The 518-nt window shown below is 42.9% G+C and carries 1 protein-coding gene; it reads left to right on the plus strand.

From position 1 onward, the window contains the following. Positions 1–149: 149 nt before the first annotated feature. Positions 150–518: tyrosine/phenylalanine carboxypeptidase domain-containing protein (locus tag R8N49_RS30465; RefSeq protein ID WP_412034947.1), on the plus strand; the 369-nt coding region annotated here is incomplete at its 3' end.

The raw sequence follows: 518 nt of genomic DNA on the forward strand, positions 1-518 counted from the left end.
TTTCAATACAATCACCGTTAGTCAAAAGTACAGAGACGGTCATATACACAGTGGATAACGGCTCTTGCCTCCCATAGTTATCTTCGATGACTGACAGGTACTCTGCGCGTTGTTGAAAAAGGTCTTACCTTCACATGGAGTTGAACGACATGGCTCAGTTTAATGAACCAATTTCTAGCCAGCTATTAGCAATAGATGAAAACCTCTCTCAGTTAGTCACTGATATTGATATTCTTAGCAGCGTAAACCCGCTTAATTACGCCCAAGAGCGAGAAAGGTTCATCAGTAATAAGTACTCGCAAGAACCTAACTTTCAGTACCAGAAAGCGCCTCTTGACACTCATCAGTCAAAACGCCGTTTGTACGAATTGCCTTTGGAACACATCGAAGATACTCAGCTGCAAAAGCTTTATGAGGATGTCATTCAGTCTTACGCCGACAAACTTGATCAAGTCAACACCATAGGTACGCAAGAGTTCCTATACAACTCTCTGCGCTATTACGGTGAACCAAGTGCG

This window comes from Vibrio sp. 1978 (assembly GCF_033344345.1).